Source organism: Hydrogenophaga atypica (genome assembly GCF_042665215.1).
GTDB classification, from domain to species: domain Bacteria; phylum Pseudomonadota; class Gammaproteobacteria; order Burkholderiales; family Burkholderiaceae_C; genus Hydrogenophaga; species Hydrogenophaga defluvii_A.
In genome coordinates this window covers 284,527-311,137 of record NZ_JBHTCA010000002.1, presented here as the reverse complement: position 1 = coordinate 311,137, position 26,611 = coordinate 284,527, and the positions used below count along the sequence as shown (strand labels likewise).

Sequence of the window (26,611 nt, the reverse complement as noted above, 5' to 3'; positions counted from 1 at the left end):
GGATAAACGAAATGGCTAAATTTACGGCTAACGTTAAGAACGAAGCGAACGACGACGGCTTGCGCGAAAAGATGATCGCGATCAACCGCGTGACCAAAGTGGTCAAGGGCGGTCGCATCCTCGGTTTCGCAGCACTGACCGTGGTCGGTGACGGCGACGGCAAAGTGGGCATGGGCAAAGGCAAGGCGCGTGAAGTGCCGGTTGCTGTCCAGAAGGCCATGGAGCAAGCCCGTCGCAACATGATCAAGGTCGCGCTGAAGAACGGCTCGCTGCACCACGCGGTGCACGGTGAGCACGGCGCTTCCAACGTCATGATGCTGCCGGCGTCCAAGGGTACCGGCATCATTGCCGGCGGCCCGATGCGCGCGGTTTTTGAAGTGCTGGGCATCACCGACGTCGTGGCCAAGAGCCATGGCTCGAGCAACCCGTACAACCTGGTGCGCGCCACGCTGGACGCACTGAAGCAATCCAATACGCCTGCCGAAGTGGCTGCCAAGCGCGGCAAGTCGGTGGAAGAGATTCTGGGTTGATTGGAGCTGACATGACCCAAAACACCAACACCGTCAAAGTCCAGCTGGTTCGCAGCCCCATCGGCTGCAAGGAATCGCACCGCGCCACCGTGCGTGGTCTGGGCCTGCGCAAACTCAACAGCACCAGCGAACTGCAGGACACGCCCGCAGTGCGCGGCATGATCAACAAGATCAGCTACCTGGTCAAAGTGCTCTAAGCAGGACTGTAGAACATGGAACTCAATACCATCAAACCGGCCGCTGGCGCCAAGCACGCCAAGCGTCGTGTGGGCCGTGGCATCGGTTCGGGCCTGGGCAAGACCGCAGGTCGTGGCCACAAGGGCCAGAAGTCGCGTGCCGGCGGCTACCACAAAGTGGGCTTCGAAGGCGGTCAAATGCCTATGCAGCGTCGCCTGCCCAAGCGTGGCTTCAAGTCGCAGCAGATCAAGTTCAACGCCGACGTCACCCTGACCGACCTGAACACCCTGGCAGCTGGTGAAGTCGACCTGGCCACCCTCAAGCAGGCTGGTCTGGTGGGCGAACTGGTGCGCAAGGTCAAGGTCGTCAAAACCGGCGAACTGACCAAGGCCCTGACGCTCAAGAGCATCAACGCCACCGCAGGCGCACGCCAGGCGATCGAAGCCGCTGGCGGCAGCCTGGCCTGACCGGCCGCAACCGCACAACGGAACGGAAACACTCTGTGGCAACCGGAGCAGCAACACTGGCCAAAACAGGCAAGTTCGGCGATCTGAAGCGCCGGCTTGTGTTCCTGTTGTTGGCCCTGGTGGTCTACCGTGTCGGCGCACACATTCCTGTGCCCGGCATCGACCCTGCACAACTTGAACAGCTGTTCAAGGGCCAGCAGGGTGGCATCCTGAGCTTGTTCAACATGTTCTCCGGTGGCGCCTTGTCGCGCTTCACGGTGTTCGCGTTGGGCATCATGCCCTACATCTCGGCTTCCATCATCATGCAGCTGATGACGTACGTGGTCCCCACGTTCGAGCAGCTCAAGAAGGAAGGCGAGGCGGGTCGCCGCAAGATCACCCAGTACACCCGTTTCGGCACGCTGGGGCTGGCCATCTTCCAGGCGCTGGGCATTGCCATGGCACTGGAAGGTCAGGCTGGCTTGGTGATCGACCCCGGTTTCGCTTTCCGCTTCACGGCGGTGGTGAGTCTGGTGGCCGGCACCATGTTCCTGATGTGGTTGGGTGAGCAGATCACCGAGCGCGGTCTGGGCAACGGCATCTCCATCCTGATTTTTGCAGGTATCGCCGCTGGCTTGCCGAGCGCGATTGGGGGCTTGCTGGAGCTGGTGCGCACCGGTGCGATGAACATCCTGGTGTCCATCCTGATCGTGGCGCTGGTGATTCTGGTGACCTACTTCGTCGTGTTCGTCGAACGTGGTCAGCGCAAGATTTTGGTGAACTACGCACGCCGTCAGGTGGGCAACAAGGTGTACGGCGGTCAATCGTCGCACCTGCCGCTCAAGCTGAACATGGCTGGTGTGATTCCGCCGATTTTTGCCTCCAGCATCATCCTGCTGCCCACCACCGTGGTGAGCTGGGTGAGCACCGGTGACGGCACGCGCTGGTTGCGCGACATCGCCTCGATGTTGTCGCCTGGCCAACCCATTTATGTGGCGTTGTACGCGGCGGCCATCATATTCTTCTGCTTCTTCTACACGGCGCTGGTCTTCAACAGCCGCGAAACCGCCGACAACCTGAAGAAGAGCGGCGCGTTCATTCCAGGCATTCGCCCGGGTGACCAAACCGCGCGTTATATCGACAAGATCCTGTTGCGGCTGACTTTGGCCGGTGCGGTGTACATCACTTTGGTGTGTTTGCTGCCCGAGTTCCTGATCCTGCAGTACCAGGTTCCGTTCTACTTTGGTGGCACCTCGCTGCTCATCATCGTGGTTGTCACCATGGACTTCATGGCCCAGGTGCAGAACTACATGATGTCCCAGCAGTACGAGTCGCTGCTCAAGAAGGCAAACTTTAAGGCGGCACCAGGAGCCTGAGCGTGGCGAAGGACGACGTGATCGAGATGCAGGGGGAGGTCGTAGAGAACCTCCCGAATGCAACCTTTCGCGTGAAGTTGGAAAACGGCCATGTTGTCCTCGGCCACATATCAGGAAAGATGCGGATGCACTACATCCGCATCCTTCCGGGCGACAAGGTGAAGGTCGAGCTGACTCCGTACGATCTGAGTCGGGCCCGCATCGTGTTTCGATCGAAGTAAGATTTTTTCGAATTTTTAGGAGAGAGCAATGAGAGTTTCGGCGTCGGTCAAGAAAATGTGCCGCAACTGCAAGATCATTCGGCGCAAGGGCGTGGTGCGGGTCATCTGCACCGATCCCCGTCACAAGCAGCGCCAGGGCTGATTGAGTTTTAGAGGACCACCATGGCACGTATTGCAGGTATCAACATTCCGCCGCACAAGCACGCCGAAATCGGCCTGACGGCGATCTTTGGCATCGGTCGCACCCGCGCTCGCAAGATTTGCGAAGCCTGCGGCATCGACTACGCCAAGAAAATCAAAGATCTGTCCGACGCAGAACTCGAAAAGGTTCGCGACCAGGTGGGTCTGTTCACGATCGAGGGTGACCTCCGCCGTGAAACCACCATGAACATCAAGCGTCTGATGGACATTGGCTGCTACCGCGGCTTCCGTCACCGCCGTGGCCTGCCGGTCCGCGGCCAGCGCACCAAGACCAACGCCCGCACCCGCAAGGGTCCGCGCAAGGCCGCGCAGTCGCTCAAGAAGTAACCGGCTCGAAGGACACATATGGCTAAGTCTCAAAACAGCGCTGCTTCCGCCCGCGTTCGCAAGAAGGTCCGCAAGAACATTGCCGACGGCATTGCACACGTGCACGCATCGTTCAACAACACCATCATCACCATCACCGACCGCCAGGGCAACGCACTGTCGTGGGCTTCGTCGGGTGGTCAGGGCTTCAAGGGTTCGCGCAAATCGACCCCCTTCGCAGCCCAGGTGGCTTCCGAAGTCGCTGGCCGCGCCGCCATCGAACAGGGCATCAAGAACCTCGACGTCGAGATCAAGGGCCCCGGTCCTGGTCGCGAGTCGTCGGTGCGTGCCCTGGGTGCTCTGGGCATCCGCATCGTGTCGATCTCCGACGTGACGCCGGTCCCGCACAACGGCTGCCGCCCCCAGAAGCGTCGTCGCATCTGATTTCTCTCTGCTCTCTCCGTCGGTTGCCAGCGGAAACGCCGGCAACCCTTTTTCATTAAGCCCACCGCCAAGCTGAATTCTCGGCATGGCTCCTGCGGCAGACCCGCAGCAGATTCAAGGACAACACCGTGGCACGTTACCTCGGCCCCAAGGCCAAACTCTCCCGCCGTGAAGGCACCGACCTGTTGCTCAAGAGCGCACGCCGCTCGATCAGCGACAAGGCCAAATTCGACAGCAAGCCTGGCCAACACGGCCGCACCTCGGGCCAGCGCACCTCCGATTTCGGCGTGCAGCTGCGCGAGAAGCAAAAGGTCAAGCGCACCTACGGCGTGCTGGAGCGCCAGTTCCGCCGCTACTTCGCTGAAGCCGATCGCCGCCGTGGCAACACCGGTGCCAACCTGCTGTTCCTGCTGGAATCGCGCCTGGACAACGTCGTTTTCCGCATGGGTTTTGCCTCTACCCGTGCCGAAGCCCGTCAGATCGTGTCGCACAAGGCGATCGAAGTGAACGGCAAGAGCGTCAACATCCCGTCGTACTCGGTCAAGGCCGGTGACGTGATCGCTGTCCGTGAAAAGTCCAAGAAGCAGGCCCGCGTGATCGAGGCACTGGAACTGGCCAAACAAATCGGCTTCCCCGCCTGGGTTGAAGTGTCGGTTGACAAGGCCGAAGGCGTCTTCAAGAAGACCCCCGACCGCGACGAATTTGCCTCCGACATCAACGAGTCGCTGGTCGTCGAACTGTACTCGCGTTAATCCCCGTTCCCGGTGGTGGCTTTGCCGCCGCCGGGGTTCTGTGCTCCATCGGCCTTATCGGTGTAACGAGCCGAGGGTATTGAAGGAAGTCTGAATGCTGAACAATTTGCTGAAACCCAAATCCATCAACGTCGAGCAGGTGGGCGTCAACCGCGCCAAAGTCACGCTGGAGCCGTTCGAGCGTGGCTATGGCCACACGCTGGGCAACGCCCTGCGCCGCGTGCTGCTGTCGTCGATGACGGGTCACGCACCGACCGAAGTCACCATCGCTGGCGTGGTGCACGAATATTCGTCCATCGACGGCGTGCAGGAAGACGTGGTCAACATCCTGCTGAACCTCAAGGGCGTGGTGTTCAAACTGCACAACCGCGACGAAGTCACGCTGAGCCTGCGCAAGGACGGCGAAGGCCTGGTCACCGCCGCCGACATCCAGACGCCCCACGACGTCGAGATCGTCAACCCCGAGCACCTGATCGCCACCCTGTCGGCCGGTGCCAAGCTGGACATGCAGATCAAGGTCGAAAAGGGCCGTGGTTACGTGCCCGGTAACTTGCGCCGTGGCGATGAAGCTTCGCGCTCCATTGGCCGCATCGTGCTGGACGCCTCCTTCTCGCCCATCAAGCGCGTGAGCTACACGGTGGAGAGCGCCCGCGTCGAGCAGCGCACCGACCTGGACAAGCTGGTCATCGAAATCGAAACCAACGGTGCCATCGGCCCCGAAGAGGCCGTGCGTGCTTCCGCCAAGATTTTGGTCGAGCAATTGGCTGTCTTCGCCCAGATTGACCCTGGCTTCATCGACGACGTGGGTGCAGGTGCTGGTCAGAGCAGCCGCTCGCAGCAGTTCGACCCCATCCTGCTGCGCCCGGTGGACGAGCTCGAACTCACTGTGCGTTCGGCCAACTGCCTCAAGGCCGAAAACATTTACTACATCGGTGACCTCATCCAGCGCACCGAAAACGAGCTGCTCAAGACCCCCAACCTGGGTCGCAAGTCGCTCAACGAAATCAAAGAAGTGCTCGCTTCGCGTGGCCTCACGCTGGGCATGAAGCTTGAGAACTGGCCACCGGCCGGCCTCGACAAGCACTGATTTAGAATACTCGGTTTCCCGTAAAAAAAGACGTCCAGCGGTACCTGATCCGGCCGCTGCAATTCAAATCGAAAGGATAAAACTATGCGTCACGGACACGGCCTCCGCAAACTCAACCGCACCAGCGAGCACCGCCTCGCCATGCTGCGCAACATGATGAACTCGCTGCTCACGCACGAAGTCATCAAGACCACGGTGCCCAAGGCGAAAGAACTGCGCCGCGTGGTTGAGCCCATGATCACCCTGGCCAAGGAACCCACGCTGGCCAACCGCCGCCTGGCTTTTGACCGCCTGCGCGACCGCGACGTGGTCGTCAAGCTCTTCAACGAACTGGGTCCTCGCTTCAAAGCGCGTCCCGGTGGCTACACCCGCATCCTGAAGATGGGTTTCCGCGTGGGCGACAACGCGCCCATGGCTTTGGTTGAATTGGTGGATCGTGCTGAAGAAAAAGCAGCCGACGCGCCCGCAGCCGAATAAATAGGTTATACTTTAAGGCTTGTCGCGCGGTGGAGCAGCCTGGTAGCTCGTTGGGCTCATAACCCAAAGGTCGCAAGTTCAAATCTTGCCCGCGCAACCAACCATTCAGGCTTCGTGCCTTCAGCAAAACGCCCACTTCATGTGGGCGTTTTGCTTTGTGCGCTCAACGCTGTGCAACTGGCCAGTGCGTCTGACTTGTGCTGCAGGCAGACGCGTCACAATCGGGCAAGCACTCACACGTCCTGACCGCCCATGGACCTCCAATGGATTGAAGACCTCATGGCGCTGGCGCGCACTGGCAGCCTGACACGGGCGGCCGCGCTGCGGCATGTGACGCACCCTGCGTTCGGGCGTCGCATACGGTCGCTGGAGGCGTGGGCCGGTGTGGCTTTGATCGAGCGCGGCAGCAAGCCCCTGCGCCTGACGCCGGCCGGTCAGCGCATGTTGTCCCAAGGCGAGGAAAGCCTGCGAGGCTTGCTGGATGTGCGCGAAGAACTGCGCACGGCAAACACCGAGCAGCAGCGCGTGCTGACGCTGGCCACCGGCCGCACCTTGGCGCGCACCTGGGTGGCCGAATGGCTGCCCACTGTTGTTGCGCTGGGCCAACCGGCCTTTGTGCGCGTGAAAACCGGCGCGCTGGCCGACACACTCAACTGGCTGGAGCACGGTGAAGCCGATTTGCTGGTCGTTTACCACCACCTGTCCATCAGCGACCGGCCGCAAGGGCGCGGGTTTTTGCAGAAAACCCTGCAACAAGACCGCCTGCTGCCGGTGGCGCGGCGCCAGATTCACCCTGGTCGAGCCGGTCCACGGCAGGTTGACAAGCCCATGCCCTACCTCGCGTATGCGCCGAGCCTCGCTTTGTCGGGGCTGGTGCGCGACCACCTCCAACACAACCCGCCACCGATGCGCCTGCAGAAGGTGCTCGAATGCGACTCGGCGGATGCGCTGCTCGAATACGCGCTCAAAGGCATGGGCGTGTGCTGGCTGCCGGGCTCGTTGGTGGGCAACGCTTGCCGCCAAGGCGCGCTGGCGCCTTGCTGGGACGAGCGCATGGAGATACCGTTCCAGGTGCGCCTGGTGCGCCCGCGTCGCCGGTTGAGCGACGTGGCAGAGGCGGTTTGGCGCGGCACGCCCAGCAGCAGCAGCGTTTGATGGGGTGCTGAATTGGCACCTGTGTGTGCCCAAACGGCACAATGGGGCGCCGCCGGATTTCGACAATGGTTGGCGTCCATTCACCCTCAAGGAGCCCCCACATGACATCCTTTCCCTTGTGTCGCGTGCTGCGACCTATGGCACTCACTGCCCTGGCGTTGAGCAGCACCGGTCAGCTTGCCTTTGCGCAGACCGACTACCCCAGCAAGCCCATCACCATTGTGGTGGGCTACCCGCCCGGCGGCAGCACCGACCTGACCGGGCGGGTGGTGGCCACCGAGCTGGGCAAAAGCCTGGGTGCCAACGTGGTGGTGGAAAACATCGGCGGCGCGGGGGGCGCCATCGGCGCGCAGAAGGTGCTGAACGCCGCACCGGATGGCTACACCTTGCTGGTGGGCGCCAACAACGAAATTGCCATCAACCGCCTGGTCTCATCGGCCGTCAAATACCAGTGGCAGGACTTCACGCCCATCGGGCTGATCGCCTCTCAGCCGATGGTCTTGGTCGCGGCGCAGAAGACCGGTGTGAAGAGCACCGACGAGTTCATCAAGCTGGCCAAGGCCAACCCGGGCCGCTACAGCTACGGCAGTTCGGGCGTGGGCACGGCCTTGCACCTGGCGGGCGAAATGATCAAAGAGCAGTCGGGCCTGTTCATGACCCACATCCCCTACCGTGGCGTGGCGCCGCTGGCCAACGATTTGTTGGGCAACAACATCGAATTTGGTGTGTTCGTGTTGTCCAGTGGCCTGCCCCACATCCGCGCAGGCAAGGTGGTGGCCCTGGGCACGACCGAAAAAAAGCGGTCTGCGGTCACGCCAGACATCCCGGCCTTGGCCGAACACCCGGCACTGAAGCACATCGACATGAGCTCGTGGTTCGCGCTCATGGGCCCGGGCAAGCTGCCGGAGCCGGTGGTGGCCAAGCTCAAGAAGGCATTGGCCGACGCGCTGCAATCCCCCGAGTTGCGCAAGAAGCTGGAGGCCTCGGGCTCCGCCATCGCGCCGCTGAACGTGGACATGCCCCGGTTCTTACGCGACGAAACCGCCAAGTACCAGAAGATTGTTGACTTCGCCAAGATCCGCGAATGAGTGCGCCGGTGTTTGAACTCCCTCCCCCGGACATCAGCGCCTGGCGTGCCGGCAACACCGGCGTCGAAGGCGTGTGGCGATTCGATTCGGGTCGCCCCGGCCGCGACGTGATGATCAGCGCCCTGGTGCACGGCAACGAGCTGTGTGGTGCCTGGGCACTCAAGGGCCTGCTGGACGCTGGCGTGCGGCCGGCGCAGGGGCGGCTCACACTGGTGTTTGCCAACCTCGCCGCCTTCGACCGTTTCGACCCGGCCAACCACGACGCTTCGCGCTTCGTGGACGAAGACCTCAACCGCCAGTGGTCCGTCGAACGCATGGGTGCCGCCACCAGCCTGGAACGCCGCCGTGCTGCCGAACTGCGGCCGTTGGTGGAACAGGCGGACTGGTTGCTGGACATCCACTCCATGCACGAGCGCGCCGCGCCGTTGCTGCTGACGGGCATGCAGCCACGCAACCAGACGCTGGCGCGCGCCATGGGCAACCCCGAGCACATCGTGGTGGACGCGGGTCACAAAGACGGTGTGCGCATGCGCGACTACGGGCGATTTGGCTTGCCGGACGACCAGTCGCCAGACACACGTTCCTTGCTGGTGGAGTGTGGCTTCCATGGCGACCCGAGCAGCCGCACCGTGGCACACGACATGTGCGCGCGTTTTCTGGTCGCGTCAGCGGCGCTGTCGCAAGCCGATGTGGACCAGGCCTTGCCAGGTTGGACCCAGGCGGCTGCCGCGCGGCAGTGGGCGCTGGAGGTGACCGGGCCGGTGGTGGCGCGCAGCGCGGGGTTCCGCTTCAACCAGCCGTTTCAGGGTCTGGAGTGCATTGCGCGGGCCGGAACGGTGATTGGTGACAACGACGGCGAGCCTGTGGCCACGCCCTACGACAACTGCGTGCTTGTCATGCCGTCGGTGCGGCAGGCACGCGCCGGCGTGACCGTGGTGCGCTACGCGCGGCAACGGCCGCTGTGACCACGTGCCGCCTGTCCGTCTCGGGACCGACAGGCGGCAAGCATCGCGGCACAATGCGCGCATGACCGATCGCCCCACTCCCGACGGCCGCCCCGACGAGGCGGTGCCGGAAACCGCCTCAGCGGCCCCCACCCTGATCTACCCCTGCGGCGACGCACCCGAGCCTGGCAGCGTGCGCGAAATCGCGCCCGGTGTGTTGTGGTTGCGCATGCCGCTGCCGTTTGCGCTCAACCACATCAACCTCTGGGCCCTGGCCGATGAGGATGAACAGGGGCCAGGTTGGGCCATCGTGGACACCGGCACCAAAACGCCCGAGGCGCTGGCCGCGTGGCGGCAGCTGATCGCGCCTGACGGCCCCCTGGCGGCCACGCCACAAGGCGCCCGCATCACCCGGGTGATGTGCACCCACATGCACCCCGACCACGTGGGCATGGCGGGCTGGCTCACGCGCAAGTTCCAGTGCCGGCTGTGGATGACCCGTCTCGAATACCTGACCTGCCGCACGCTGGTGGCCGACACCGGGCGCGAGGCGCCGGTGGAGGCCATCCGCTTCTACTGTCAGGCGGGGTGGAGCGAAGAAGCGCTGGATGTCTACCGCACCCGCTTTGGTGGCTACAGCAAGTACATGCACGCCATGCCAGACGGTTTTCGCCGCCTGAGCGAAGGCGAGGTGCTGCGCATCGGCGCGCACGGCTGGCGCGTGGTGGTGGGCCGAGGCCATTCACCCGAACACGCCTGCCTGGTGTGTGACGACCTGGGGCTGATGATTTCGGGCGACCAGGTGCTGCCGCGCATTTCGTCCAACGTCAGCGTGTTCCCCACCGAACCCGACGCCAACCCGCTGGGCGAGTGGATCGAAAGCATCGCCCGTCTGCGCGCCACACTCAGCGACGACTTGCTCGTGCTGCCCGCACACGGCGAGCCCTTCCGTGGCTTGCACGCACGGCTCGATCGCTTGGCCCACGGCCACGAGCGGGGCCTGGAGCGCCTGCGACGCAGCCTGGCCGAAGCGCCCAAACGCGCCATCGACGTGTTTGGCGCCTTGTTTGCCCGCCCCATCGGCAGCACGGGTGACCTGCTGGGCATGGCCACCGGCGAGAGCCTGGCCCACCTCAACTGCCTGCTGGCCCTGGGCGAAGTGTTGGTGGAGCCCGACGCCGACGGCGTGCGGTGGTACCGGCTGCGCACGGCCTGAACCCACCCCGCACGGGGTGTTTGCCGAAAGTGTGAATTCGATGGTTTTCTTTTGTCACCTTTGCGCCCATCGAATGTGAATTTGCTGGGCTTTGTTTCGGACACTTCCTAGAATCAGTGTCAACGGATCGCCAAAAAACAGATCCGCAGGGAGTGTGAAATGAAAACAATGCAAAGGGCGGGTGCGCGGCCGGCGCAGCCATGGGCGGTGTGGCGCAGCTTGGGCGCGCGGCTGGTGCTGCTGGCGGGGCTGGTCAGTGTGGGCGTGGCGGCGGCGGTGGGCGTTACGCGGTATGGGGTGAGTGGCTCGGGGCCCGGCTGGCTCGACGTGCTGGTGAACGCGCTGGTACCGGCGCTGCTGTCGGCGGGTGCCGTGCTGGGGGTGCTGCATCACCAGGTGTTGCGCAGGCTGCGTGGTGTGGTGGTTGACATTCGGGACATGGCCGAACGCACCTTTCCGCACACGCGGCACTGGCCCGGCTGGGCCGCCGATTCCGGAGACGATGTCGATCTGGTGTCGCAGGTGGCGCGTTTCACCTCGGGGCAGGTCGCGTCGCTGGTGGGCCAGTTGCACGAAGCCAATGCCCACCTGCGTGAGCAGCTCGTCGAACAAGGCAAACACCTGCGCACCATGTCGCTGCTCGAAGAGGTGGTGGTCGAGCTCGACCCTCAGCTGGGCATCACCCAGGCGTCGGACGGCTGGGCCCGCGTGTTGCCGGTCCTGGCTCAACTCAGTGGCAAGAACCTGCGCTGTCTGCTGGTCCGCGACGAGGACCTTACGCGGCTGCGCGACATCGTGCGGAGCTTCGAACACGGCGAAACACAGGCGGAAAGCCGGCCCCAATCGCTGCGGTTTCTCTTCAGCGGTGAGGCCCAGCGGCACCGCTGGATCGAGTTACGCGTGTTGCCCCGTCTCGATGACGCGGGCCAGTTGCAGGGCTACATGGGTGTGTTGCAGGACGTGACCCAGCGGCAGGATTTCGAGGTCATGATCGCTCAGCTCACCCTGCGCGACCCGCTCACCGGCCTGCCCAACCGCGCCCTGTTGGAGGACCGCCTGCGCACGGGACTCAAGGCCAGCCAGCAGGGGCAGCGTCGCCTGGCGGTGCTCTCGCTGGACATCGACAACTTCAAGATCATCAACGACGCCCTGGGCCACAAAACCGGTGATCGCCTGCTCATGGCACTGGGCAAACGCTTGCAGAACGAGGCCGGCGGCGATGAAACCGTGGCCCGCTGGGGCGGTGACGAGTTTTCGCTGATCTGGCCCAACGTGACGTCCACCAGCGATCTGGCCGCTCGCGTGGACGCGTTGCAGCAGCACCTGCGGCGCGACTACGGCGTGTTCGGTGAACAGGTCACGCTCACCACCAGCCTGGGCGTGGCCCTGTACCCCGACGATGGCGACAGCGCCGAGGCCTTGTTGATGGCCGCCGACCGCGCCAAGCGCGCCGCCAAGGCACAGGGGCGCAACCAAGTGGTGTGGGCAGAGGAGCTGCGCGGCCAACACGCCCAGCGACAGACCGCGCGCATGCGCCAGCGCCTGATGAAAGCGGTGGAGCGGGGCGCCATCCAAGCGTGGTTCCAGCCCATCGTGCGCAGCGACTCGCGCCAGTGCGACATGGTGGAGGTGCTGGCGCGCTGGCACGACGAGGAACTGGGCTGGGTCAGCCCCGCCACCTTCATCCCCATGGCCGAGGAGTCCGGGCTGATCACCGCCATTGGGCAGTCGATTTGGGAGCAGGCGGTGCGCCAGCAAGTGGCCTGGCGCGCGCAGGGCATTCGCATCCGCGCGGCGGTCAATGTGTCCAGCCGCCAACTGTACCGGCAGGACTTCACCGACCAGATGCTGGCCACCTTGCGCCAGCACGGTCTGCCGCCCGACGCCTTTGTGCTGGAGATCACCGAAAGTGTGGCCTTGCAAGAGGTGGTCGACGCCCCCCAACGCCTGCAAGCGCTGCGGCAAGCGGGTTTCCGTTTGGCGCTCGATGACTTTGGCACCGGCTACGCGTCCTTGTCGCAACTGCACGACATGCCGCTCAACGAACTCAAGATCGACATGTCTTTTGTGCGCCGACTCGACACCGAGGTGGGCGCCTCCATGATCGCCGCCATCGTCAAGCTGGCCGAGGTGATGGGCCTGCAGACCATTGCCGAAGGTGTGGAGACCCACGAGGCCGCTGACCAGCTGGAGCAATTGGGCGTGACGCGCCTGCAGGGTTATGGATTTGGGCACCCCATGAACAGCCAGGCCATGAGCGCCTGGTTCACGCGGGAGGCGCTGGCCGAGACCTGCTGACCCTGTTCAGGCGGGCGGCGCCAGCGCTTCAGGAAACTGGCGCGGGCCCAAGGGTTGGAGGTTGACCACGCGGTTGCGGCCTTCGGCCTTGGCGCGGTACAGCGCCTCATCGGCCTCGATCATCAAATCCTCCACCAACGTGGCGCGGTTGGCCAGTTGGGTGGTGCCGATGGAGATGGTGAAACTCAGGGTGTCGCCGTTTTCCAGCTCAATGCGGATGGCCTCCACGGCGCCGCGCAGGCGCTCGGCGGTGTCGCGTGTGGCGCGCTCGCCGGCCAGTGGCAGCAGGGCCGCAAACTCCTCGCCCCCCAGGCGGCCCAACACATCGGCATCGCGCAGCGTGGCGCGCATGGCGTTGGCGCACGCGATGATGGCTTGGTCGCCCACCGCGTGCCCGTACCGGTCGTTGATGGATTTGAACCGGTCGATGTCCAGCATCAGCACGGCGCAATCCTGTTGGTGGCGCCGGCAGTGCTCCAGCAGGGCGGTGCTTTTTTCGAGGAAGGCGCGGCGGTTGTCCAGGCCACACAAAGGGTCGCTGGCCGCCAGCTCGCGCAGTTGGGCTTCCAGGCGTTTGTGGGGCGTGATGTCGAAACTCCAGATCAGGTGGCTGAGCCGGCCATCCACCTCGATGAGGCGGGCCGACACCGAACACCAGGTGGGCGGGTTGTGCCCCAGCAGCGCTTCCAGGCCCCCCACCTCGCCGTAGCGCTCCAGTTCGTCGCTCAGTTGCTGGCACTGCGCCGGGTCTTGCAGCAGCTCGCTTTTGGGCAGGTGTTTGGGCGGGGCCGCCAGGTTCAGGCGGCGGATGAGGCTCTGGTTGATGAAGATCACCTCGCTGTTGTCGGCGCCGATCAGCAACACGTCGCTGGGGCTGGCGTCGAGGATGAAGCTGAGCAACTGGCGGCCTTCCTCGATCTGCCGCGTGCGTTCGGCCACCCGCGACTCCAGCATCTGGTTGGCCTGGGCCAAGGTGCGCGAGAGGTGCCGCGCCCGCCGCGCCTCTTGCGCCAGGTGCCGGATCAAGGCCGCCGTGCCCAACAACAACCCGGCCAGCAGGGCGCTCAGCAGCACAAAACGCTGGTGGAGGCTTTGCCGCGTGGCGTCGTTTTCTTCGGTGACGGCCACATGCACGTCGGCCACCGCCATGCGTGTTTGTTGTTGCAGGCCGTCGGCCCAGCTCAGCACATCGCGCGCCACGCGCTCGCCAGATGCGCTCGGGCGGGGTGTGAGGGTGTGCAACCAGGCGTCCACGTGGTGCGACAGCTCGCGCATGGTGGCCGCGGTGTGGGGCAACTGGTGGTGCAGGCGGTCGCTCAACGAGGTCAGGGCTGAGGTTTTGTCCAGCACGCTGTACAACACCTCCAGGCGCAAGAGCAACTCCTGGGCGGAGGCCTCGCCGGCCAGCAGTTGGTGCGACACCTGGCGCACCCGCGCCAGTTCGGAGTTGACGCTGGCGACGTACCACAGGTCGGCGTGCTGGTTGGGGCGCCCCAGCTCGCGGGCCTGCTGCAGCGTCAGCCACAGCGCGGTGGCCGAGGCCACGGCCATCAGCACCACCAACAGCAACAGCCAGCGCACGGAAGGCAGGCGCAGCGGGTGTGCGCCACCCAGTTCCATGGCGTTCATGTCCGCCCTCACTTGAAGGTGATGGCCTGGATGTGCCAAATGGAACGGTTCAGGTACTGCTGGGTGTCCAGCGTGGGGTGGGCGTCAAACGGGTAGACCAACATCAGTGGCCCCTTTTCGCGCACGCTCAGCGGCACGCCGTTGCGCTGGTGGGCCACGATGGGGTCGTAGCGCTCCAGGTCGCTCCAGGGCACGGTCACGGCGTAGTCGTTGAGGGCGGCGAGCCGCAGGTCGTGGCCCGGCGTGGCGCCCATGCGTTGCGCCAGCAGACGCAGCGACACGCCTTGCCACCGGTGTGCGCCGGGTGGCCCCAGGCCCGTGGGCAGCGAGGTCACGAGTTCCCGCTGTGGCAAGGCCTGCAGGGCTGCGATGTCGCAGGTGGCCTGGCGGTTGGGTCCCAGGGCGCTGAGCCGCAGCACCAGCAGGCTGTTCGATGGCGGGCACAGCGCCATCTGGCGCTCCGCCTGATCAGCGGCGTGGCCGACAGACGTTGCCAGCACACTGATCACCAGCGCGCCGGTGACCACGCGACGCTGGTTGAGCCCGGATATTTCCATGGCCGACTCCCTGATGAACCGATTGTTGTGGATTCATTCTAGGACCAGTCGTCTGACGAAAACCTCGGGGCCTGCCCGCCCGCCATCCGTTGATCGGCCGATGTGTGGCCGAGGGCCTGTTCACACCCGGAAAAACAGTGTGAACAGGCCTTAGTCTTGTTGCGCCAGCAGCGTGAAGTCGCCCATGTGGTCGCGCAGCCGGGCGGCCACGTTGGCGCGTTGTGCGGGCGAGCTGCTGTTGTGCAGGGCGGCGATCAGAGCGCAGCCTTCGCGCTGCCACTGGCGCGACGCGTTGCGGTAGGTGCTGGACGGGGAGTCGAGCGAGCGTTGCACCACCGCTTGCACCAGGGCGGCTCCTTGTGCGGGTGTGGCTTGCAGGGCGGCGACGGTCTGCCGCACGTCGTTCTGCCGCCGTTCGCGTTCGGCCAGTGCCACCGCGCCATCGAAGCTGCCACGGGCGAGGTGCTCGCGCACCAGCTGCCGCTGCGTTGGGTCCAGCCTGCCGTAGAACATTTCAAGCCGGTCGATCAGGCGGTCGACACGCTGGTCCAGCCCGTTTTGGGGCGCCTCCACAAAATCCTGCCGAAAACGCTGGTTGTCCTTGGCCTGCTGGCGGCGCAGGTGATCAACTTGCGCTGGCGAGAGGGACTGCCCCAGTTGCGCCAAGGGCTGGGCGCTGCGTGTGGCGATGGGCATCAGCAAGGTGCGCGCCGCTTCAAATTGCTCGCAGGCCTGGGCGGGTGTGATGTCTTGTGCGGCCAGTTGTTCCCAGCGTTGCAACAGCGCGGCGTACTGTGGCAGGGCTTCGCGGCGGTGCCAGCGGTGCAGCGCGTCCAGGTCGGTGCGCAGTTGTTGGCTTTGGGCCTCATTCAGGTCCAGCTGGCTGTCCAGCCACCAGTAGCCCAGAGTGGCGGCGCGGTTGTAGCCCAGGGTCAGGGTGCTGCAGGCCTGCAGCAGCAACAGGGCCACCAGGCCCACGAACCCGATAATCCTCAGCTTGAGCGCCGCTGCATCGGTGCGGCGCTTGTCCAATGGAGCAATCATGAGTCAGGGTGTCAACGTGGATGTGGTGGTGATGGCGGCCGGCAAGGGCACACGCATGAAAAGTGCCCGGCCCAAAGTGTTGCACCGTTTGGGTGGGCGTGCACTGGCCGTGCATGTGCTCGACTGCGCCGCGCGGATATCGGCGCGCCAGGCGGTGGTCATCACCGGCCACGGCGCCGATCAGGTGGAGCCCGCACTGGCCCACGCCGTGCCCGGGCTGCCCCTGCGGTTTGCCCGCCAGGAACCCCAACTGGGCACCGGCCACGCGGTGCAACAGGCGCTGCCCTTGCTGGCCGACGACGGCGTGACCCTGGTGCTCTCGGGCGATGTGCCCCTGACCCAGCCCGACACCCTGCTGGCCCTGCTGCGCGCCTGCGATGGCCAGCACCTGGCCCTGCTCACCCTGGACCTGCCCGACCCCACTGGCTACGGCCGCATCGTGCGCAACGCCGCCGGCGACGTGCTGGCCATCGTCGAACACAAAGACGCCAGCGAGGCGCAGCGCGCCATTGGCGAGATCTACAGCGGCATCATGGCCGTGCCCACCCGGCTGCTGCGCGGCTGGCTGGCCCGGCTGGACAACCAAAACGCCCAAGGCGAGTACTACCTGACCGACGTGGTCAAGTTCGCCGTGGCCGATGGCATCACCGTCAAAGCCCACCGCATCACCGACGCCGTGCAGGTCGCCGGCGTCAACAGCCCGGCGCAACTGGCCGAGCTGGAGCGCGCCCACCAACGCCGCCTGGCCGAGGGCCACATGGCGGGCGGCGTGCGCCTGGCCGACCCGGCGCGGTTCGACGTGCGCGGCGAGCTGGTGTGTGGGCTGGACGTGGAGATCGACGTCAACTGCGTGTTTGAAGGCCGGGTGCTGCTGGGCGACGGTGTGCGCATTGGTGCGAACTGCGTCATCGCCAACGCCGTGATCGAAGACGGCGCGGTCATCCACCCCTTCACCCACATCGACGGCGAGAAGGCCGGTGTCACCGTGGGCACCGGCGCGCTGGTGGGGCCGTTTGCCCGGCTGCGCCCCGGCGCGCGGCTGGGTGCCGAGGTGCACATCGGCAACTTTGTGGAAGTGAAAAACAGCACCCTGGCGGCCGGTGCCAAGGCCAACCACCTGGCCTACCTGGGCGACGCCACCGTGGGCGAGCGCGTGAACTACGGCGCCGGCAGCATCACCGCCAACTACGACGGCGCCAACAAACACCGCACGGTGATCGAGGCCGACGTGCACGTGGGCAGCAACTGCGTGCTGGTGGCGCCGGTCACGCTGGGTGCGGGCGGTACCGTGGGCGGGGGCTCCACCATCACCAAAGACACGCCGCCCGGCGCCTTGAGTGTGGCGCGGGGCAAGCAGGTGAGCATCCCGAACTGGAGCCGCCCCCAGAAAAAGGGCTGAGCTGTTCGGGGCGGGGGCTTATTTTCCTTTCGCTAGCCACACGATGGCCGACAGCACCACCGCACCCCCCACCAACTGGATGGGCGCCAGCGTCTGCCCCAGCAGCCCCCAGCCCAGCAGCAAGGACGCCACAGGTTCGATGTTCATCACCGGCGCGTTCTCCGCCATGTTCAGGCGCGGCAGCGTCACAAACAACACGCTGAACGCCACCCCATAGAGCAGCATCAGGCTGGCCAGGCCCACCCAGCCCGGGGTGCCTTCTGGCCAGCTCATGCCACCAGGCACCAGGCCGGCGGCACCCGCCAGGCCCATGCTGCTGACCACAATGGCCATGGTCATGAAGCTGCGCACCGGGCCACGCAGGCTTTTGAGCTTGTGGTCGGTGATCCACAGGCCCAACGCAAACACCGTGGCCGCCACCATGGCAAAGGCCACACCCGCCCACCAGCGCGGGTCGCTGCCGTCCACACCGGCCAGGCGGGTGGGCAGGTCGAGCACCAGCACCAGGCCCACCAGGCACACGGCCATGATGGCGGCGGTGCGTTTGCTGGGCGGTTGCCCGCCCAGCACCCACGTGATGAGGGCCAGCAGGATGGGGAAGGTGTTGGAAATCAGCAGCGCCAGCGCCACCGGGATGCGCGCCACCGCCGAGTACAGGCACAGGCTTTGCACCGCGATCAGCAGCCCCAGCAGCAGCTGCCAGCCGGCCGTGCCGGGGGGCAGGCGCAGGGTTTCGCGTTGCCACCACACCAGGCCGGCCAGCACCAGCAGTGTGGCGCCCGAGCGGCACAGGATGGCGAGCAACAAACCGGCCCCGTGGTCGAAGGCAAAACGGGCCGCCACGTGGTTGGCGGCAAACGCGCAGGCCACGCCCATGATCACGAAGATGGCGATGTGGCGCGGAAACAAAGCGGGGGTGGCGTTCATTGGGGTGGGCGGTGCAGGGGCAGGCTGGGGGCGAACTTGGCGCGCTTGACGCTGAAAAAGGCCTTGACGTTGCGCACATTCGCATCGGCCGTGAACAGGCGCTGCGTGAGCGCCAGGTAGGCCGGCATGTCAGCGCAGTGCAGCACCAGCATGAAGTCGGGGCCGGGGCTCACGCGGTAGCACTGCTGCACGGCGTCGTCGGCCACCACGCGGGTTTCGAAGCGGTCCAGCGCTTCGGCACTTTGTTGGTCCAGGCTGATTTCCGCCAGCGCGGTCAGGCCGTGGCCCAGCACCGGGGCCAGGCGGTCGGGGTTGAGCAGGGCGATGTCGCGCTCGATCACCCCCAGCTCGCGCAGGCGCTTGATGCGCCGCAGGCTGGTGGGCGGCGAAACGTTGGCCATCTCGGCCAGGGCGTTGTTGCAGCGCGAGGCGTCGCGTTGCAACAAGTCCAGCAAGCGCATGTCGATGTCGTCAAGTTCCAAATGTTCCATAAATTGTCAAACAATGGAATAAAAATTCATCACAGCATCATACTGAAATAATCATTCATGAAAGTAAAAAACGAGATGATTAATTTCAACAAACCCTGTCTACCATCCGCCACCTCAAGACACGAAAGGGCCTGCTCATGTGTGGCATCGTCGGCGCGGTTTCCGCGCACAACAGCGTTCCGGTTCTGGTGCAGGGCTTGCAGCGGCTCGAATACCGGGGGTACGACTCCTGTGGCGTGGCGGTGCACACCGGCACGGGTTTGCTGCGCGCGCGCAGCACGGCGCGTGTGGCTGAGCTGCAGACGCAGGTGACGCAGGAGGGCCTGAGCGCCGGCACCGGCATTGCCCACACCCGCTGGGCCACCCACGGCGCGCCGGTGGTGCACAACGCCCACCCCCACTTCAGCCATGGCCCCGGCGATGCCGACCAACGGCCTGCCCGCGTGGCCCTGGTGCACAACGGCATCATTGAAAACCACGAGGCCTTGCGCGCCGAACTGCAAGCCAAAGGCTATGTGTTTGCCAGCCAGACCGACACCGAGGTGATTGCCCATCTGGTGGATGCCCTGTACGACGGCGACCTGGCCCACGCGGTGCAGGCCGCCGTGGCGCGCCTGCACGGCGCCTACGCCATCGCCGTGTTCCACAAAGACGAGCCGCAGCGTGTGTTGGGTGCGCGCGCCGGCTCACCGCTGGTGCTGGGCGTGGGGGCCGAAGGGGCGCATTACCTGGCCAGCGACGCCATGGCCCTGGTGGGCGTGACCGACCAGATCGTCTACCTGGAGGAAGGCGACGTGGCCGACCTGCAACTGGGCCGCTTCTGGATCACCAACACGGCGGGCCGTCCCTACACCGCCGAGCAACGCCCCGTGAAAACCGTGCGAGCCCACAGCGGCGCGGCCGAGCTGGGGCCGTACCGCCACTACATGCAAAAAGAAATCTTCGAGCAGCCGCGCGCCATTGCCGACACGCTCGAAGGCGTGCAAGGCATCGCGCCCGAGCTGTTCGACGGCGTGGGCCCCGACGGCGAGCCGGGCGAAGCCGCCTGGCGCGTGTTCAAAGACATCGACCGCGTGCTGATACTGGCCTGCGGCACCAGCTACTACAGCGGCTGTACGGCCAAATACTGGCTCGAAGACATTGCCCGCATTCCCACCCAGGTGGAGGTGGCCAGCGAATACCGCTACCGCCACAGCGTGCCCGAGCCGCGCACCCTGGTCGTCACCATCAGCCAAAGCGGCGAAACCGCCGACACCCTGGCCGCGCTGCGCCACGCCCAAAGCCTCGGCCTCACACAAACGCTGACCATCTGCAACGTGGCCACCAGCACCATGGTGCGCGAATGTAAGCTCGCCTACATCACCCGCGCCGGGGTGGAAATTGGCGTGGCCAGCACCAAAGCCTTCACCACCCAACTGGCCGGCCTGTTTTTGCTCACGCTGGCGCTGGCGCAAGCCAAAGGCCGGCTCACCGAGGCGCAAGAAGCCGAACACCTGCGCGCCATGCGCCACCTGCCCGTGGCCCTGCAAGCCGTGCTGGCGCTGGAGCCCCAACTGGTGGACTGGGCCGAACAGTTTGCCCGCAAGGAAAACGCGCTTTTCCTAGGCCGTGGGCTGCACTACCCCATCGCGCTGGAAGGTGCCTTGAAGCTCAAAGAAATCAGCTACATCCACGCCGAGGCCTACCCTGCCGGCGAACTCAAACACGGCCCGCTGGCCCTGGTGACCGCCGACATGCCCGTGGTCACCGTCGCGCCCAACGACACCCTGCTGGAAAAACTCAAAAGCAACATGCAGGAAGTGCGCGCGCGCGGCGGCGTGTTGTACGTGCTGGCCGACGCCGACACGCAGATACAGAGCAGCGAAGGCCTGCACGTCATCCGCATGCCTGGGCACTACGGCCAACTCAGCCCCTTGCTGCACGTGGTGCCGCTGCAACTGCTGGCGTACCACACCGCGCTGGCGCGCGGCACCGATGTGGACAAGCCACGCAACCTGGCGAAGTCGGTCACGGTGGAGTAGTGAGGCCGGTGGCCGCCGGTCACATGATTTCCTTTATTTGCCTTGTTGTTCCACTGGTTGGGCGGTGCGCTGCGTGCGCCCACCACCACCCTATTGCGCTTTCGATGATTCTGAAATTGACGCCTGCCGGTGAGCAGGCCATTTGGTCCTGGGTGTGCTCGGTCGCCAAAAATGCCGATGCCTTGAATCGCCAAGTTTGGCTGGCCGCTGCGCACAAGCAGGTCAACTTGAGCGGCAACGACTTTGATGGGCGCTATCGCATCTGGATCAGCGGCGCCGAGTCCGAGAGCGGGCATTTGCAGGCCCTGGTGTTGCAACACGGGTGGTTCCGCGTTTTGCCCAAACCACAACACGCGCCCACGGGCGGTTTGATGATGGTGTGATGGCGCCCGCCCTGCCGCCAGCAGCGGCAGCAGCGGCAGGCACCCACCGCTCAAGGCCGCAACTGCAGCATCGCCTCGCCCGACACCGGGTCGGTCACGCCCAGGCCGTTGCCCAGGTCTTCCAGCAAGGGGCGCAGGCGGTCGAGGTTGCCGATCATGGCCGCGCGGGCATTCACCAGGGCCGACAGGTCGTCCCACTCACCAATCACACAAAAGCTGCGCTCGCCGGTTTGCAGGAGGGAGAACTGCCGCAGGCCGGGCAAATTGCCGTCCATGGCCCGGTGGGTGTCGACAAACGCGGTCTCTTGGCCTGGCTTGACGCGAAAACGCACAACGTTGAATGCGGTCATGGTCGCCTCCTGCAAAAAAGGGGGCTGTGAGTGTGGCGCTGTTTGGGGCGGGCGTCTACGCCCAACGGGCGGGTGGCGCGGCTGGCTAGCCGAGCAGGCCGTCGAGCCCACCCGCATGCCACACCACAAACCCCGCCATGTTGAGCAACACCGTGGCCCAGAACAGGGCCACAAACGCCGGCTTGGCCGTTTTGTGCCGCATCAACTGCTGCGCCACCAGCCCGCCCGGCCAGCCGCCTGCCACGTCCAGCAGATGCAGCGTTTTTTCGGCCGTGCGCCAGCGCCCGCGCTCGGCGGCGGTCTTGTCGAGCACATAGGCAAAAAACGAGAGCACGCTGAGCCCCCCATACACCAGCAGCACGCGCGGCTGCAACCCCCAGCGCCAGAACACATAGGCCGCCAGCAGCCCAAACGCCGGGATGGCCAGCAGGCGCGGCCAGGTCCAACGAGCCGGCGCTTCCGCACGGGCGCGCGCCCTGGGCGCCGGGCGCGGCCGGGCGGCAAACTGTACCCCCGCCGCCCGCTTCTTGCCGTTGGGCCCCATTTCCACGCGAAAGTTGAGCGCCTGGCCCACTTGCGGCCGGCCCGTGCCGGGCGGAAAGGCCTTGATGTGCACAAAAATCTCTTGCCCACCTTGCGCCGGCGTGATGAAGCCAAACCCCCGGTCGTCGTGCCAGGTGCTCAGCGTGCCGGCGATGTGCGCGGTGGCGTGCGATGCGCGCACGCCGTCACTTGCGTGCCGCATCCGCTTCCTTTTTGTACGTGTCGTAAGACGTGTTCGCGTCTTTCAGGCAGCGGTCGCGCGCGGCGGCGTCGGCCTGCTTCAGGCACTCAGAACGCTGGTTGCTGCGGCCGGCTGCGTAGAACTGTTCGGTGGAGCAGGCGACAAGCAGCAGCGTGCCGAGGACGAGTGTGAGCGTGGTGCGCATGGGTGTGGTGGTTGGTTGGGTTATTCGGGTTGATGGCAGGCCACACACAGCTTGTTGCCGTCCGGGTCGCGAAAGTACGCGCCGTAGTAGTGGGCGTGGTACTGCGGGCGCAGGCCCGACGGCCCTTCGCAGGTGCCACCGTTGGCCAAGGCCAGGGCGTGAACGGCGTCCACCTGCCGGCGCGACGCCGCCAGAAAAGCCACCATTTGGCCATTGCCCGGCTGGTGGGCTTGTTGGTTGTGTGGGCGGCCAATGAGAAACAGCGGCCGGGGATCGGGCGCCGACTGCCAGCCCGCCCAGGGGCGGGTGTCGTCTTGAAACCGGAACTGGACGCCCAGCGCACCAAGCACGGGCTTGTAAAACGCCAGCGCGCGCTCGAAATCGCTGACGCCGACCATGATGTGTGAGAACACCGTCTGTTTCTTTCTCTGCGCGGGGTGGTACAGCGATATTAGCTGTGGGTTTGGCCTGTGTTGTTCGCGCGGTGCCACGGCAATGGTTTTCACGAGCAAGCGCTTGGGAGTAGTCCATAAGGCGGCTGTATTGCTGTTTGTTGGCTTCCTGCCGAGAACCCAGCTTGGTTACTGCATCAGTCCAATAACGTGTTTTTTATCATTTATGGCGTGATTGATATGAATCAAGGTGAAAAATATCGAAATTTGTTAAATTCGACGTGTTGTTTTTCACTTTGATGAAGTGCTGCTCCCTTCTGGGTAGTCCCTTGTTTCGTATGGGTATTGATAGGGCTCGATAGTTCGTCTCTAAAAATCTTGACGACTGATAGGGTTATTTCGCTGCATGGACCGTTTGTCAAAATTGCCGCACACGAAATCTGGCCGGTTTGCCGCATGGTTGATGGCTGGCAACGTGGCCGTGGCCGTGGTGTTGGTGTGGGCGACGTGGCACTACTTGTCGGACACCCGTCAAGCAGAAAGGCACCTGGCGGAGCAGATCGCAGACAACCTCGCCGTGAGTGTGAGCGCCGAGGTGGCGGCCGAGCTTCGATTGATCGACAACGCCCTGCAAAGCATCCAGCAGCGGCTGCCCGCGGTGTTGGACGTTGGTGACGCCGAGTTCAGGACCCGGCTCGGACTGGCCTTACGCGACCAATCCTTGTTGCTTCCGTTTGTTTACGCCATCCGGTTCGCCGATTTGCGCGGGCAGGTTAACGACGGGCGTGGGCAAGTGGACATCAACGTGGCGGATCGCGCGTATTTTCAACAGGCATTGACGTCAAACGGCGTGGTGGTGTCTGAGCCCATGGTGAGCCGGGTGTCCGGTGAATGGGTGATCATCCTGGCACGCCAAGTCAAGGGCGCAGATGGCAAGCCTTTGGGTGTGGTGTATGCCGCGGTGCTCTCCAAACACTTCAACACGCTGTTTTCCCGTTTTGCTTTGGGTTTGGGCGGTGCGGTGGCCCTGCGAACGGATCAGCTCACCCTGGTTGCGCGCTTTGCTTCGGGAGAGCCCGCCTCAGATGCAGAGCTCGGGACGCAGCGCGTTTCCCCGGCTTTGCATCAGGCCTTGGCGAACAACCCAGCGAAGGGGCTATTGACCACTCGCACGGCTCTGGATGGCATCGAGCGTGTGAACGCCTACCGTCGTATCCCAGAGATGCCCCTGGTATTGCTGGCGGGCTTGAGCACCGAGCACTTCGTCAGCAATTGGAGTCGCGACGCCACGCGCGTCTGGGGCATCGCCGCGCTGATCCAGCTCATGTTGATGGGGGGCTCAATTTACGCTTTTGTGCAGCATGGGCGAGAGCGACGGCTCAGTGCGGTTGCGACGGAGCTTGCCAAAGAGCAATCGATGGTGATTGACAACAAGTGGATCGGTGTCGCTCGCTTGAAAGATCGGAAGATCACATGGGCAAACGCCGCCATAGGCAACATGTTGGGCGTTCCTGCCTCGGAGATGGTGGGCAGGGAGAGTCGTGTCTTCTATGGCGATGCCGACGGTTACGCCAAAGTGGGGCAGGAAGGCTACGGGCAACTTGCTGACGCAGGCTCCTACCATGCCCAAGTTCAATTGAAGGCAGGGGATGGCGGCATCCTCTGGGTGGATATGACCGGGGTTGCGTTGTCCAATGGTGAATCCGCTTGGGTGCTGGTGGACATCACCAACCTCAAACATCGGGAGTCACAAGCCCAACACCAGGCCATGCACGATTCGCTCACGGGTCTGGCGAACCGCCGCTTGTTCAGCGAGCAGATGAAACTGGTTCGGGCGCAAAGCGAGCGCAGCCGTGCTGGCTGGGCCCTGTGTTTTCTGGACCTCGATGGCTTCAAGCCGGTGAACGACACCTTCGGACACGAGGCCGGCGACGAAGTCCTCAAAACGGTGGCAGACCGGCTGCGATCAGTCACCCGAACCAGTGACTTTGCCGCCCGCATGGGAGGCGACGAATTTGCCCTGTTGCTGACGGGCGTGAGTGATGCCGAGGAGGTCAAATCGACCGTTCAGCGCTGTTTGGATGCCATATCGCGTCCCATCGAGCTGGCGAGCGGCGTCACTGTGACAGTCGGCAGCAGCGCGGGTATCGCCATCAGCCATGACGGACAAGCCGACCCTCACGAACTGTTGGTCGCAGCCGACGAGGCCATGTACGAAGTCAAACGAAGCGCCAAGGGGCATCTCGCAGTCGTCACGTTCGGTGACGACGCAGTCAAACCTGGCATTTGATTGAATGTGCCGGCTGAGGTGGTTGCTCGGCGGCAAGGCGCTTCGAATTCATTGGCTGGGCCGACAGCCGGGATAATCCCCCCTTCCCCCAGACTTCCCCCCAAGCGGACCCGCCCGATGACTTTCGCCCCTCTGCAGAACGACACCTTCCTGCGCGCCTGCATGCGCCAGGCCACCGATCACACGCCCTTGTGGCTGATGCGCCAGGCCGGGCGGTATTTGCCGGAGTACTGCGCCACGCGGGCCAAGGCGGGGTCGTTCATGGGGCTGGCCACCAACGTGGACTACGCCACCGAGGTCACGCTGCAGCCGCTGGAGCGTTACCCGCTGGACGCGGCGATTCTGTTCAGCGACATCCTCACCATTCCAGACGCCATGGGCCTGGGCCTGTCGTTTGCGCAGGGCGAGGGGCCGAAGTTTGCCAAGAACGTGCGCGACGAAGCCGCCGTGGCCGAGTTGGCCGTGCCCGACATGGACAAGCTGCGCTACGTGTTCGACGCGGTCACCAGCATCCGCAAGGCGCTCAATGGCCGCGTGCCGCTGATCGGTTTTTCGGGCAGCCCGTGGACGCTGGCCTGCTACATGGTCGAGGGCGGTGGCTCGGACGACTACCGCGCCGTCAAGACGCTGATGTACCGCCGCCCCGACCTGATGCACCGCATGCTGGCCATCAACGCCGACGCGGTGGCGCTGTACCTCAACACGCAGATTGACGCCGGCGCGCAGGCGGTGATGGTGTTCGACAGTTGGGGTGGTGTGCTGGCCGATGGCAACTTCCAGGACTTCAGCCTGGCCTACACGCGCCGCGTGCTGGCGCAGCTCAAGCGCACGGGGGTGGACGGCCAGGTGGTGCCGCGCATCGTGTTCACCAAGGGCGGCGGCCTGTGGCTGCAAGACATGAAGCCGTTGGACTGCGAGGTGCTGGGCCTGGACTGGACGGTGAACCTGGGCGCCGCGCGCGCGCTGGTGGGCAGCGGCGAACACGCCAAGGCCCTGCAAGGCAACATCGACCCCAACGTGCTGTTTGCCGAACCGGCGCAAATTGCCGCCGAGGCCGAGCGTGTGCTGCGCAGCTTTGGCGCCCCGCACACCGACAAAACGACCACCGGCCCCACCCACATCTTCAACTTGGGCCACGGCATCAGCCAGTACACGCCGCCCGAGAGCGTGGCGGCCCTGGTGGAGGCCGTTCACCGCGTCTCCAAGCAGATGCGGGCGGGCGCATAGCACAAAAATGGGCCGTTTTGGAGACTTGACAACGCGACTTATGCACACTTTTGATGCTGCGGCGCGTCACAGTATCCATTTGTAAGTTGCTCACGTTTCATCCCGTGCAAAGCGGCTAAGTGGTTGATTTGTATAGGGTTTGAATGTTGCTTTTTTTGCGGGCAATCTAACAAAGTCCTTGATTTAAAAGGGCTTGCGGGCCAGAAAAGGCAACTATCAACAAAGTTATCCACAGAAAATTGGGACATCGTCCA

Annotated in this window: 30 protein-coding genes and 1 tRNA gene; 22 read left to right on the top strand and 9 right to left on the bottom strand. The window is 64.5% G+C overall.

Annotated features, from left to right (window positions below; translation table 11 throughout):
* The first annotated feature begins 11 nt into the window (after positions 1-11).
* The 17 genes from rpsE to ACFQPB_RS03735 all read left to right on the top strand — a co-directional run bounded on the left by rpsE (position 12) and on the right by ACFQPB_RS03735 (position 12,718).
* Positions 12-530 carry a 30S ribosomal protein S5 gene (gene rpsE, locus ACFQPB_RS03815; RefSeq protein ID WP_382202466.1) on the top strand — a complete coding sequence of 173 codons (519 nt, stop codon included), beginning with the start codon at positions 12-14 and terminating at the stop codon, positions 528-530.
* Between the two features lie 11 nt (positions 531-541).
* Positions 542-727, top strand: a complete 186-nt coding sequence (gene rpmD, locus ACFQPB_RS03810) for a 50S ribosomal protein L30 (RefSeq protein ID WP_382202464.1) — start codon at positions 542-544, stop codon at positions 725-727.
* A 15-nt stretch (positions 728-742) separates the two neighbouring features.
* A complete protein-coding gene (rplO, locus tag ACFQPB_RS03805) occupies positions 743-1,174 on the top strand; it encodes a 50S ribosomal protein L15 (protein ID WP_382202462.1) in 432 nt (143 codons plus the stop codon).
* A gap of 35 nt (positions 1,175-1,209) precedes the next feature.
* Positions 1,210-2,529, top strand: coding sequence for a preprotein translocase subunit SecY (gene secY, locus ACFQPB_RS03800; protein WP_382219889.1), 1,320 nt, complete (start codon positions 1,210-1,212; stop codon positions 2,527-2,529).
* 2 nt (positions 2,530-2,531) lie between these two features.
* Positions 2,532-2,750 carry a translation initiation factor IF-1 gene (gene infA, locus ACFQPB_RS03795; protein WP_382219887.1) on the top strand — a complete coding sequence of 73 codons (219 nt, stop codon included), beginning with the start codon at positions 2,532-2,534 and terminating at the stop codon, positions 2,748-2,750.
* Between the two features lie 28 nt (positions 2,751-2,778).
* Positions 2,779-2,892, top strand: a complete 114-nt coding sequence (gene rpmJ / locus ACFQPB_RS03790) for a 50S ribosomal protein L36 (protein ID WP_013106894.1) — start codon at positions 2,779-2,781, stop codon at positions 2,890-2,892.
* Positions 2,893-2,912: 20 nt separating this feature from the next.
* Complete coding sequence (gene rpsM, locus ACFQPB_RS03785; RefSeq protein WP_382202456.1) at positions 2,913-3,278, top strand: 30S ribosomal protein S13; 366 nt, start codon at positions 2,913-2,915, stop codon at positions 3,276-3,278.
* Between the two features lie 18 nt (positions 3,279-3,296).
* Complete coding sequence (gene rpsK / locus ACFQPB_RS03780; protein ID WP_382202454.1) at positions 3,297-3,701, top strand: 30S ribosomal protein S11; 405 nt, start codon at positions 3,297-3,299, stop codon at positions 3,699-3,701.
* A 128-nt stretch (positions 3,702-3,829) separates the two neighbouring features.
* On the top strand, positions 3,830-4,453 hold the full coding sequence (rpsD, locus tag ACFQPB_RS03775) for a 30S ribosomal protein S4 (RefSeq protein WP_342131863.1): 624 nt from the start codon (positions 3,830-3,832) through the stop codon (positions 4,451-4,453).
* A gap of 94 nt (positions 4,454-4,547) precedes the next feature.
* The gene (locus ACFQPB_RS03770) at positions 4,548-5,540 is read left to right on the top strand and encodes a DNA-directed RNA polymerase subunit alpha (protein WP_382202451.1); all 993 of its coding nucleotides are present in this window, start codon (positions 4,548-4,550) and stop codon (positions 5,538-5,540) included.
* Positions 5,541-5,624: 84 nt separating this feature from the next.
* On the top strand, positions 5,625-6,017 hold the full coding sequence (gene rplQ, locus ACFQPB_RS03765) for a 50S ribosomal protein L17 (RefSeq protein WP_382202449.1): 393 nt from the start codon (positions 5,625-5,627) through the stop codon (positions 6,015-6,017).
* Between the two features lie 23 nt (positions 6,018-6,040).
* A tRNA-Met gene (locus tag ACFQPB_RS03760) sits at positions 6,041-6,117 on the top strand.
* A gap of 152 nt (positions 6,118-6,269) precedes the next feature.
* Positions 6,270-7,172 (top strand): LysR family transcriptional regulator, encoded by a 903-nt coding sequence (locus ACFQPB_RS03755; RefSeq protein ID WP_382219885.1) that lies wholly within the window; start codon positions 6,270-6,272, stop codon positions 7,170-7,172.
* 101 nt (positions 7,173-7,273) lie between these two features.
* A complete protein-coding gene (locus ACFQPB_RS03750; RefSeq protein WP_382219883.1) occupies positions 7,274-8,260 on the top strand; it encodes a Bug family tripartite tricarboxylate transporter substrate binding protein in 987 nt (328 codons plus the stop codon).
* Positions 8,257-9,225: a M14 family metallopeptidase gene (locus ACFQPB_RS03745; protein ID WP_382219881.1), complete on the top strand. Its 969-nt coding sequence runs from the start codon at positions 8,257-8,259 to the stop codon at positions 9,223-9,225. The genes ACFQPB_RS03750 and ACFQPB_RS03745 overlap by 4 nt, the downstream gene beginning before the upstream one ends.
* A gap of 61 nt (positions 9,226-9,286) precedes the next feature.
* A complete protein-coding gene (locus tag ACFQPB_RS03740; RefSeq protein WP_382219879.1) occupies positions 9,287-10,420 on the top strand; it encodes an MBL fold metallo-hydrolase in 1,134 nt (377 codons plus the stop codon).
* Between the two features lie 159 nt (positions 10,421-10,579).
* Positions 10,580-12,718, top strand: a complete 2,139-nt coding sequence (locus ACFQPB_RS03735; protein ID WP_382219877.1) for a putative bifunctional diguanylate cyclase/phosphodiesterase — start codon at positions 10,580-10,582, stop codon at positions 12,716-12,718.
* A 6-nt stretch (positions 12,719-12,724) separates the two neighbouring features.
* Here ACFQPB_RS03735 and ACFQPB_RS03730 read toward each other — a convergent pair whose 3' ends face one another.
* The 3 genes from ACFQPB_RS03730 to ACFQPB_RS03720 all read right to left on the bottom strand — a co-directional run bounded on the left by ACFQPB_RS03730 (position 12,725) and on the right by ACFQPB_RS03720 (position 15,948).
* A complete protein-coding gene (locus ACFQPB_RS03730) occupies positions 12,725-14,347 on the bottom strand; it encodes a GGDEF domain-containing protein (protein WP_382219875.1) in 1,623 nt (540 codons plus the stop codon).
* 8 nt (positions 14,348-14,355) lie between these two features.
* Positions 14,356-14,904, bottom strand: a complete 549-nt coding sequence (locus tag ACFQPB_RS03725) for a putative pterin-binding protein (protein WP_382219873.1) — start codon at positions 14,902-14,904, stop codon at positions 14,356-14,358.
* A 150-nt stretch (positions 14,905-15,054) separates the two neighbouring features.
* Positions 15,055-15,948 (bottom strand): DUF6279 family lipoprotein, encoded by an 894-nt coding sequence (locus ACFQPB_RS03720; protein WP_382219871.1) that lies wholly within the window; start codon positions 15,946-15,948, stop codon positions 15,055-15,057.
* On the opposite strand from ACFQPB_RS03720, the gene glmU reads away from it, so the two are divergent.
* The gene (gene glmU / locus ACFQPB_RS03715) at positions 15,947-17,347 is read left to right on the top strand and encodes a bifunctional UDP-N-acetylglucosamine diphosphorylase/glucosamine-1-phosphate N-acetyltransferase GlmU (RefSeq protein ID WP_382219869.1); all 1,401 of its coding nucleotides are present in this window, start codon (positions 15,947-15,949) and stop codon (positions 17,345-17,347) included. The two genes, ACFQPB_RS03720 and glmU, sit on opposite strands and share 2 nt — an antisense overlap.
* An 18-nt stretch (positions 17,348-17,365) precedes the next feature.
* Here glmU and ACFQPB_RS03710 read toward each other — a convergent pair whose 3' ends face one another.
* Both ACFQPB_RS03710 and ACFQPB_RS03705 read right to left on the bottom strand, forming a co-directional pair.
* On the bottom strand, positions 17,366-18,274 hold the full coding sequence (locus tag ACFQPB_RS03710) for an EamA family transporter (RefSeq protein WP_382219867.1): 909 nt from the start codon (positions 18,272-18,274) through the stop codon (positions 17,366-17,368).
* Positions 18,271-18,765 (bottom strand): Lrp/AsnC family transcriptional regulator, encoded by a 495-nt coding sequence (locus ACFQPB_RS03705; RefSeq protein ID WP_382219865.1) that lies wholly within the window; start codon positions 18,763-18,765, stop codon positions 18,271-18,273. Before ACFQPB_RS03705 ends, ACFQPB_RS03710 begins: the two co-directional genes overlap by 4 nt.
* Positions 18,766-18,902: 137 nt before the next feature.
* Here ACFQPB_RS03705 and glmS point away from each other — a divergent pair, with 137 nt between their 5' ends.
* Positions 18,903-20,786, top strand: a complete 1,884-nt coding sequence (glmS, locus tag ACFQPB_RS03700; protein ID WP_382219863.1) for a glutamine--fructose-6-phosphate transaminase (isomerizing) — start codon at positions 18,903-18,905, stop codon at positions 20,784-20,786.
* Positions 20,787-20,890: 104 nt separating this feature from the next.
* Complete coding sequence (locus tag ACFQPB_RS03695) at positions 20,891-21,169, top strand: hypothetical protein (protein WP_382219861.1); 279 nt, start codon at positions 20,891-20,893, stop codon at positions 21,167-21,169.
* A 50-nt stretch (positions 21,170-21,219) separates the two neighbouring features.
* Here the strand turns inward: ACFQPB_RS03695 and ACFQPB_RS03690 are convergent, their stop codons facing one another.
* The 4 genes from ACFQPB_RS03690 to ACFQPB_RS03675 all read right to left on the bottom strand — a co-directional run bounded on the left by ACFQPB_RS03690 (position 21,220) and on the right by ACFQPB_RS03675 (position 22,861).
* The gene (locus ACFQPB_RS03690; protein ID WP_382202422.1) at positions 21,220-21,519 is read right to left on the bottom strand and encodes an antibiotic biosynthesis monooxygenase family protein; all 300 of its coding nucleotides are present in this window, start codon (positions 21,517-21,519) and stop codon (positions 21,220-21,222) included.
* A gap of 85 nt (positions 21,520-21,604) precedes the next feature.
* Positions 21,605-22,264 (bottom strand): DUF1294 domain-containing protein, encoded by a 660-nt coding sequence (locus ACFQPB_RS03685; RefSeq protein ID WP_382219859.1) that lies wholly within the window; start codon positions 22,262-22,264, stop codon positions 21,605-21,607.
* The gene (locus ACFQPB_RS03680) at positions 22,248-22,448 is read right to left on the bottom strand and encodes a hypothetical protein (RefSeq protein WP_382202418.1); all 201 of its coding nucleotides are present in this window, start codon (positions 22,446-22,448) and stop codon (positions 22,248-22,250) included. Before ACFQPB_RS03680 ends, ACFQPB_RS03685 begins: the two co-directional genes overlap by 17 nt.
* Before the next feature lie 20 nt (positions 22,449-22,468).
* The gene (locus ACFQPB_RS03675; protein WP_382219857.1) at positions 22,469-22,861 is read right to left on the bottom strand and encodes a VOC family protein; all 393 of its coding nucleotides are present in this window, start codon (positions 22,859-22,861) and stop codon (positions 22,469-22,471) included.
* Between the two features lie 385 nt (positions 22,862-23,246).
* Here ACFQPB_RS03675 and ACFQPB_RS03670 point away from each other — a divergent pair, with 385 nt between their 5' ends.
* Complete coding sequence (locus ACFQPB_RS03670; protein WP_382219855.1) at positions 23,247-25,130, top strand: sensor domain-containing diguanylate cyclase; 1,884 nt, start codon at positions 23,247-23,249, stop codon at positions 25,128-25,130.
* A gap of 117 nt (positions 25,131-25,247) precedes the next feature.
* Positions 25,248-26,357 carry a uroporphyrinogen decarboxylase gene (gene hemE, locus ACFQPB_RS03665; RefSeq protein WP_382219853.1) on the top strand — a complete coding sequence of 370 codons (1,110 nt, stop codon included), beginning with the start codon at positions 25,248-25,250 and terminating at the stop codon, positions 26,355-26,357.
* The last annotated feature ends 254 nt before the right edge of the window (positions 26,358-26,611 follow it).

Bases quoted from the DNA above. Each gene is read 5' to 3' on its own strand.
- rpsE (WP_382202466.1), top strand. From the start codon at position 12: ATGGCTAAATTTACGGCTAACGTTAAGAACGAAGCGAACGACGACGGC.
- rpmD (WP_382202464.1), top strand. From the start codon at position 542: ATGACCCAAAACACCAACACCGTCAAAGTCCAGCTGGTTCGCAGCCCC.
- rplO (WP_382202462.1), top strand. From the start codon at position 743: ATGGAACTCAATACCATCAAACCGGCCGCTGGCGCCAAGCACGCCAAG.
- rpmJ (WP_013106894.1), top strand. From the start codon at position 2,779: ATGAGAGTTTCGGCGTCGGTCAAGAAAATGTGCCGCAACTGCAAGATC.
- rpsM (WP_382202456.1), top strand. From the start codon at position 2,913: ATGGCACGTATTGCAGGTATCAACATTCCGCCGCACAAGCACGCCGAA.
- rpsK (WP_382202454.1), top strand. From the start codon at position 3,297: ATGGCTAAGTCTCAAAACAGCGCTGCTTCCGCCCGCGTTCGCAAGAAG.
- ACFQPB_RS03770 (WP_382202451.1), top strand. From the start codon at position 4,548: ATGCTGAACAATTTGCTGAAACCCAAATCCATCAACGTCGAGCAGGTG.
- rplQ (WP_382202449.1), top strand. From the start codon at position 5,625: ATGCGTCACGGACACGGCCTCCGCAAACTCAACCGCACCAGCGAGCAC.
- ACFQPB_RS03755 (WP_382219885.1), top strand. From the start codon at position 6,270: ATGGACCTCCAATGGATTGAAGACCTCATGGCGCTGGCGCGCACTGGC.
- ACFQPB_RS03750 (WP_382219883.1), top strand. From the start codon at position 7,274: ATGACATCCTTTCCCTTGTGTCGCGTGCTGCGACCTATGGCACTCACT.
- ACFQPB_RS03745 (WP_382219881.1), top strand. From the start codon at position 8,257: ATGAGTGCGCCGGTGTTTGAACTCCCTCCCCCGGACATCAGCGCCTGG.
- ACFQPB_RS03740 (WP_382219879.1), top strand. From the start codon at position 9,287: ATGACCGATCGCCCCACTCCCGACGGCCGCCCCGACGAGGCGGTGCCG.
- ACFQPB_RS03735 (WP_382219877.1), top strand. From the start codon at position 10,580: ATGAAAACAATGCAAAGGGCGGGTGCGCGGCCGGCGCAGCCATGGGCG.
- ACFQPB_RS03730 (WP_382219875.1), bottom strand. From the start codon at position 14,347: ATGAACGCCATGGAACTGGGTGGCGCACACCCGCTGCGCCTGCCTTCC.
- ACFQPB_RS03725 (WP_382219873.1), bottom strand. From the start codon at position 14,904: ATGGAAATATCCGGGCTCAACCAGCGTCGCGTGGTCACCGGCGCGCTG.
- glmU (WP_382219869.1), top strand. From the start codon at position 15,947: ATGAGTCAGGGTGTCAACGTGGATGTGGTGGTGATGGCGGCCGGCAAG.
- ACFQPB_RS03720 (WP_382219871.1), bottom strand. From the start codon at position 15,948: ATGATTGCTCCATTGGACAAGCGCCGCACCGATGCAGCGGCGCTCAAG.
- ACFQPB_RS03710 (WP_382219867.1), bottom strand. From the start codon at position 18,274: ATGAACGCCACCCCCGCTTTGTTTCCGCGCCACATCGCCATCTTCGTG.
- ACFQPB_RS03705 (WP_382219865.1), bottom strand. From the start codon at position 18,765: ATGGAACATTTGGAACTTGACGACATCGACATGCGCTTGCTGGACTTG.
- glmS (WP_382219863.1), top strand. From the start codon at position 18,903: ATGTGTGGCATCGTCGGCGCGGTTTCCGCGCACAACAGCGTTCCGGTT.
- ACFQPB_RS03695 (WP_382219861.1), top strand. From the start codon at position 20,891: ATGATTCTGAAATTGACGCCTGCCGGTGAGCAGGCCATTTGGTCCTGG.
- ACFQPB_RS03690 (WP_382202422.1), bottom strand. From the start codon at position 21,519: ATGACCGCATTCAACGTTGTGCGTTTTCGCGTCAAGCCAGGCCAAGAG.
- ACFQPB_RS03685 (WP_382219859.1), bottom strand. From the start codon at position 22,264: ATGCGGCACGCAAGTGACGGCGTGCGCGCATCGCACGCCACCGCGCAC.
- ACFQPB_RS03680 (WP_382202418.1), bottom strand. From the start codon at position 22,448: ATGCGCACCACGCTCACACTCGTCCTCGGCACGCTGCTGCTTGTCGCC.
- ACFQPB_RS03670 (WP_382219855.1), top strand. From the start codon at position 23,247: ATGGACCGTTTGTCAAAATTGCCGCACACGAAATCTGGCCGGTTTGCC.
- hemE (WP_382219853.1), top strand. From the start codon at position 25,248: ATGACTTTCGCCCCTCTGCAGAACGACACCTTCCTGCGCGCCTGCATG.